Source organism: Vibrio plantisponsor (genome assembly GCF_013041605.1).
Taxonomy (GTDB): domain Bacteria; phylum Pseudomonadota; class Gammaproteobacteria; order Enterobacterales; family Vibrionaceae; genus Vibrio; species Vibrio plantisponsor.
Window position 1 is genome coordinate 1 of sequence record NZ_JABEQC010000027.1, and the last position, 6,035, is coordinate 6,035.

A 6,035-nucleotide genomic window follows, 5' to 3' on the forward strand; every position below is an offset into this window, starting at 1 on the left:
GTTGGTTAGAATACCGGCCTGTCACGCCGGGGGTCGCGGGTTCGAGTCCCGTCCGCTCCGCCACTTATTGAAAAGCCTCGTCAGAAATGACGGGGCTTTTTTACGTCTGGAGAAAAGTGACCAATACAAAGCGGTAGCTCATTGGTTGCTCTTGGTTTAGCCCAGCCGACTCTAGGTATCCCTAAACAGGGCATTAGTCCAGCTATTTACTCCTAAAGCTCAGACAGTCACATCCTTCGTTTCTATATAAAAATCCCATGTAACCATTGAATATTTGGATGGTATTTTTCAGATATAAAAAAACCGACACAGTTGTGTCGGTTTCTTGATTATGTGCTTTTACAGTATCTGTTTTAATACTCTATCCGCTTTCACTCGAGTGATCTTCCGAACTAAACGTTGTACCGCTTCTGGGTAGTCTTCAAGCTTCTCTAATTGTCTGTATGTACAAACTAAGTGAGTATGCTGAAGAATGTTCTGGATCTCTTTCTCAAACTGCTCTGTTAACAAGTGGTAGTCATCTTTTACCAGTAGCGCGTTCTCTAAATCGAGTTTCCAAGCTCTAGGATTTAGGTTATTACCTGTCAACAGCATGTAGCGTTTATCTACCCAAATACCTTTTAGGTGGAAGCTATTATCTTCGTGCTTCCATAGATGAATGGACAGTTTACGGCTGGCAATGTTAGCTTCATTCGCTTTAGCGAAGCGACGCAGGTTTATCTCATACAGATAAGGTAGCCCGCCAATCGTCTTGAATTCTTCTTCCGGTGAAATGTAGAAGTCGTTTGCTGTCTTATCGCCAATGATGATATGTACTTTTACGCCGCGTTTGAGCGCCTTTTTTACTTCCTTTGCGATACTTCTTGGGAAATTAAAATAAGGTGTACAGATGAATACTTCATCTTTCGCTTGAGCGATAAGTTGTACGATGTATTGGTTAAGTCTGTTACGACGCTTACCTAAACCAACAATGGGAGTAATAGCAACTTTGTCCTGAGCAACAACATCCGGTTCAAATTTATAACTTGCCTGAGCTAGTGAGGCTCTGAATTGTCGGATGTCGGTTTTTATCTCTTTTGTATCAGGCTTGTCTTGAGCACTAAGATCATTAACTGCTGGATGAGCCAACATTTCCTCTTGAACAAACTTGACCATACTGTCAGCCAAGGCCGCATTTTCAATTGAATGATATCGGTCAAAGCGATATCGCTCTTTGTAGTGGAGATAAACGTTATTTAAGCTAGCACCGCTATATATAACAGTGTCATCAATAACAAAACCTTTCAGGTGTAATACACCAAACACTTCACGTCCGCGAACAGGGATTCCATAAGTTGGAATGCTATGTTGGTACTCTTGGTTAAACTTTTTATATACCGCAGCATTGCCTTCAGAGGCTGCTTTACCAATTAGGCCGCGTTGTGCTCTGTGCCAGTCGACACATATGTTGATGTCTAACCCAGGGTTTCGTTGTTTAGCTTCGAACAGCTCAGTAAGAATTTCACGGCCAGCTTCATCGTCTTCTAAATATAAGGCAACAAGGTAAATACGCTTACTAGCCTGACGAATTGACTCAATCAGATGAGTACGAAACTCTTTAGCAGAGAAGAGAATGGCAAACTTATTCGGATCTTGCGCAATAGTCGGCAGCTGGTCGAATGGGTTTCTACGAGCGATCATTTTGAATGCTTTACCTTACTTATGTGCAAATGTGCAAATGTGCGAACAATGGATAATACCAAACTAGTGAAACAAAAGGCTAGAAAAGCTGTTTAAACTTCACTGTGCTCGGTAAAAAACTGCATTGGAATGAGATCTTTACCGTTTTGACTGTATCTTAGAAATAAGGTTCTAAGGTCATTTGGTAATTCTTCAATGTCTATTTTTTTGAAGTTAGCCTGTTCATAGAAGTGTTGTAGATGCGAGTAAGAAAAACAAAAATCATTGGCTGCCAGAATTTCGTTTACGCAATAGTTGAGTAGTTGAGAGCCTATACCTTCTCCTCTTTTTGAGTCATCGACCGCCATCCCAGTCAGTAATCTATATTCCGCAATTGAGCGAAATCTTACTACTGCGACCATAGATAAACCGCTATACGCAACAATCGATAACTCGTCACTTTTAGGCTTAGTGCTCGGATAATGCTGTTTGTAGAAGCGTTTAAGGAGGGGCAACTTTATTGGATCTAAGTGTTCAAACTTAAGCTCAGGCATTTGTGTCTTATCATGGCATCTGTTGTAGAATGTCCGAAGTTTAGTTTATCTGAAGAGTCTCATGCAATTACATAGCCCGCTGCAATTACATCACGATGTGAATTTAGCCCCTTATCATACGTTTGGCATTGAGCAGCTATGCCATACATTGGTATTCATCGAAACAGTCGATGATCTGAAAGAAGTGTATCGTTCTCCACAGCTTCAAGATTTACCTAAGTTGATGTTAGGTAAGGGGAGCAACATGCTTTTCACTGAGACTTATCAAGGTCTAGTCATGATTAACCGTATGCTTGGTATTAGTCACACTCAAGATGAAGACTTTCACTACTTGCATGTCGAAGGCGGGGAAGATTGGCCGGAACTCGTGGAATGGAGCATTAAAGAGAATATACCTGGGCTGGAAAACTTGGCATTGATTCCCGGATGCGCCGGTTCGGCACCGATTCAAAACATTGGTGCTTATGGGCTAGAGTTTCAAGATGTGTGCGACTATGTCGACTACCTTTGCCTTGATTCACTGCAAGTTAAACGTCTCACGAAAGATGAATGTGCTTTTGGTTACCGAGATTCTATTTTTAAGAAAACGCTTTATAACAAGGCTATTGTTGTCGCAGTGGGTCTAAAACTCACTAAGCATTGGCAACCGAACATTAACTATGGTCCTTTAAAAGAGCTTGGCGAAGACTGCACTGCTAGACAAGTATTTGAGCGTGTTTGTCAGGTACGCAGTGAAAAGTTACCCAATCCTGCTGTCACCGGAAATGCTGGTAGTTTCTTCAAAAACCCCGTTGTTATCGAGCAGCATTTTGAGATGCTGAAGTCTTCATTTCCGGATATTGTCGCCTATCCCGTCGCTGAAGGTGTGAAGCTTGCCGCAGGATGGCTGATTGAACATGCAGGGCTTAAAGGCATCGTACATGGTGGCGCTCAGATTCATCCTAACCAGTCACTAGTATTGATTAATAAAGATAAAGCCACAGCCCAAGACATCGTTGAGTTGGCTGGTATAGTGCGAAGTAAAGTCTTAGAGACCTATGGTGTATTGCTGGAACATGAAGTACGTTTCATGGGGCGAGATAGAGAGACGTATTTGAGTCGTTTGATTGGAGAGTCGTGAGTGAAAAATCCAGACGTAAAGTTAAAGTTACTGAGCAAGCTATCTGATGGTTCTTTTCACTCTGGGGAATCATTAGGCGAAGAGCTTGGAATGTCTCGTGCGGCGATCAGTAAACATATCAAAGGTATTCAGGAGTGGGGAGTTGATATCTTCCGCGTTCAAGGAAAAGGATATCAATTGTCTCAACCGCTGATCATGTTGGATCAAACGTTAATCCAATCAAAGGTTAAAAATCCGGTTGAGCTTCACCCTGTAATTGGCTCGACTAACCAATACTTGATCGATAATACAGCCAACCTACAATCCGGTACGGTTTGTATTGCCGAGTATCAAGAGAGCGGTCGAGGCAGACGCGGACGCCACTGGGTATCACCATTTGGTGCCAACCTTTATCTATCAATGTACTGGCGACTTGATGCGGGAATGGCTGCTGCTATGGGGCTAAGTCTCGTTGTTGGTGTTGCTATGGTAGAAGCTCTAGAAAACATGGGCTTGGAAGGTGTGAAACTGAAATGGCCAAACGACCTTTATTATCAAGACCGAAAACTGGCAGGCATATTAGTCGAGATGTCTGGTCAAGCCGGTGGTGCAGCACACTTGGTTATTGGTATGGGGATGAACCTAGCGATGCAAGATCGTGACTCCGCTATCGATCAGCCGTGGGCAAGTTTGTCTGAGGTGATCGGTACTGATCATATTGATCGCAATGTTTTGGCTGCTGAGTTCATCAACACTCTAGATACCGCGTTAAAGAATTACGAAATCTACGGTATGCAAAACTTTGTAGAACGTTGGAACCGTTTAGATAACTTCATCGGGCGTAAAGTTAAGCTCATTATGGGAGCAAATGAAGTCACGGGAATAGAGCGTGGTATCGATGAGCAAGGTGGTGTTTTGTTGGAAACTGAACAAGGCATTAAGAGCTTTATCGGTGGTGAGATTTCCTTAAGAAATAACGAATAAAAAAGAGGCTTATGCCTCTTTTTTTATGCTTAATCGTTACTTACGAAGAAGTATTTCTTCTACGGTATGGTTGAGGCCTTTCCGCAAAATCAGCTGAGCCCGTTCTTTCGTTGGAAGGATGTTTCCTTGAAGGTTCTTACCATTAATGGAATGCCAAATTTGCTTCGCTTTTGCGATGGCTTCTTCAGTGCTTAAAGATGTGTAATGGCTGAAATAAGACCCCGGCTCTTTGAATGCACTGTCTCTGAATTTCATAAAGCGTTCAACATACCATTTTTCGATCATTTGGCTATCCGCATCGACATAGATAGAGAAATCAAGAAAATCAGAAATAAACACTCGATGGGGATCGTGTGGGTAATCCATGCCACTTTGTAGAACATTCAGTCCTTCAATGATCAACACATCAGGGCGGTCGACAACTTTCTTCTGTTCTGTAATGTCATAAGTCAGATGTGAATACACTGGGGCTTCGACATTCGGCTTTCCTGCTTTTACATCAGAAACAAATTGTACAAGGCTACGCATATCATAAGATTCAGGAAAACCTTTCTTATGCATGATGCCTCTTTCTTCCAACACCCTGTTTGGATGAAGAAAACCGTCAGTTGTGACGAGTTCAACTTTTGAGTGGTTTTCGAAACGAGCAAGTAACGCACGTAATAAACGTGCAGTGGTACTTTTCCCTACAGCGACACTACCTGCAATACCAATAACAAACGGAGGTGCACTTTCTTTGTTGCCAAGGAACTGATTGAGTACACTGTTACGACTTTGCCTTGCTGCAATATATAAGTTAAGAAGTCGAGCGAGGGGGAGATAGATTTCTACTGTCTCTTTTACCGTCAAATTCTCATTGATACCTTGCAACTCTTGCAGATCACTTTCTGACAGCATCATTGGTACTGAATTGCGAAGTTCAGACCATTGTTGGCGATCAAAAGACAAATATGGGGTCATAACATGCTCAATTGTCGAAATTAGAGTAAGACCAGCGAACATACAATATGGTAGCCACAATTCAAACGAGAAAGATGGAATATTTAGTGTTTAGGCGTGAATTCGCTTGAAAAATCATCGAATAAACAAAAGAACGCGAAATTTCGCATTTTTTTTCTCATAAGTATTGCAAGCCAATAAATCATTCACTAGAATGCGCACCACTTATGCCGACTTAGCTCAGTAGGTAGAGCAACTGACTTGTAATCAGTAGGTCACCAGTTCGATTCCGGTAGTCGGCACCATTTTCTCCTTTATGAGAGAGATGGCGTAAAAATTTGGAGGGGTTCCCGAGTGGCCAAAGGGAGCAGACTGTAAATCTGCCGGCTCCGCCTTCGATGGTTCGAATCCGTCCCCCTCCACCATATTATTAGGAAATAGCTCTCAGAGTTACGTGTTGCGGGCATCGTATAATGGCTATTACCTCAGCCTTCCAAGCTGATGATGCGGGTTCGATTCCCGCTGCCCGCTCCACTCCATTTAAGAGTGCTGATATAGCTCAGATGGTAGAGCGCATCCTTGGTAAGGATGAGGTCGGCAGTTCGATTCTGCCTATCAGCACCAGCTCTAAGCAAACTTTTCCTTTTGATATATACTTTTTACTACCAAATTTTTGGTTGCGTGGTCATTTATAAAGCCACTTAAATCCGTACCTAGAGGGACAACTCATGTCTAAAGAAAAATTTGAACGTACGAAACCGCACGTAAACGTTGGTACTATCGGCCACGTTGACCACGGT

Annotated in this window: 5 protein-coding genes and 4 tRNA genes; 6 read left to right on the forward strand and 3 right to left on the reverse strand. The window is 42.6% G+C overall.

Going from position 1 to position 6,035, the window contains the following annotated elements:
* Nucleotides 1-339: 339 nt before the first annotated feature.
* Nucleotides 340-1,680: a CDP-diacylglycerol--serine O-phosphatidyltransferase gene (gene pssA, locus HKI82_RS20200; RefSeq protein ID WP_102943190.1), complete on the reverse strand. Its 1,341-nt coding sequence runs from the start codon at nt 1,678-1,680 to the stop codon at nt 340-342.
* A gap of 92 nt (nt 1,681-1,772) precedes the next feature.
* On the reverse strand, nt 1,773-2,213 hold the full coding sequence (locus tag HKI82_RS20205; RefSeq protein ID WP_171139005.1) for a GNAT family N-acetyltransferase: 441 nt from the start codon (nt 2,211-2,213) through the stop codon (nt 1,773-1,775).
* 49 nt (nt 2,214-2,262) lie between these two features.
* Between HKI82_RS20205 and murB the strand changes: the two genes are divergently transcribed.
* Nucleotides 2,263-3,333: a UDP-N-acetylmuramate dehydrogenase gene (gene murB / locus HKI82_RS20210; RefSeq protein ID WP_390632418.1), complete on the forward strand. Its 1,071-nt coding sequence runs from the start codon at nt 2,263-2,265 to the stop codon at nt 3,331-3,333.
* Nucleotides 3,334-4,296, forward strand: coding sequence for a bifunctional biotin--[acetyl-CoA-carboxylase] ligase/biotin operon repressor BirA (gene birA, locus HKI82_RS20215; protein ID WP_171139007.1), 963 nt, complete (start codon nt 3,334-3,336; stop codon nt 4,294-4,296).
* Nucleotides 4,297-4,332: 36 nt separating this feature from the next.
* On the opposite strand, the gene coaA is transcribed toward birA, so the two are convergent.
* On the reverse strand, nt 4,333-5,256 hold the full coding sequence (coaA, locus tag HKI82_RS20220; protein ID WP_102943194.1) for a type I pantothenate kinase: 924 nt from the start codon (nt 5,254-5,256) through the stop codon (nt 4,333-4,335).
* 208 nt (nt 5,257-5,464) lie between these two features.
* Here coaA and HKI82_RS20225 point away from each other — a divergent pair.
* The 4 genes from HKI82_RS20225 (at nt 5,465) to HKI82_RS20240 (ending at nt 5,859) form a co-directional block, all read left to right on the forward strand.
* A tRNA-Thr gene (locus HKI82_RS20225) sits at nt 5,465-5,540 on the forward strand.
* Between the two features lie 35 nt (nt 5,541-5,575).
* A tRNA-Tyr gene (locus tag HKI82_RS20230) sits at nt 5,576-5,660 on the forward strand.
* Between the two features lie 34 nt (nt 5,661-5,694).
* Nucleotides 5,695-5,769: transfer RNA gene (locus HKI82_RS20235), tRNA-Gly, on the forward strand.
* Nucleotides 5,770-5,783: 14 nt separating this feature from the next.
* Nucleotides 5,784-5,859, forward strand: a tRNA-Thr gene (locus tag HKI82_RS20240).
* Nucleotides 5,860-6,035: the final 176 nt, after the last annotated feature.

Bases quoted from the DNA above. Each gene is read 5' to 3' on its own strand.
- coaA (WP_102943194.1), bottom strand. From the start codon at position 5,256: ATGACCCCATATTTGTCTTTTGATCGCCAACAATGGTCTGAACTTCGC.
- pssA (WP_102943190.1), bottom strand. From the start codon at position 1,680: ATGATCGCTCGTAGAAACCCATTCGACCAGCTGCCGACTATTGCGCAA.
- HKI82_RS20205 (WP_171139005.1), bottom strand. From the start codon at position 2,213: ATGCCTGAGCTTAAGTTTGAACACTTAGATCCAATAAAGTTGCCCCTC.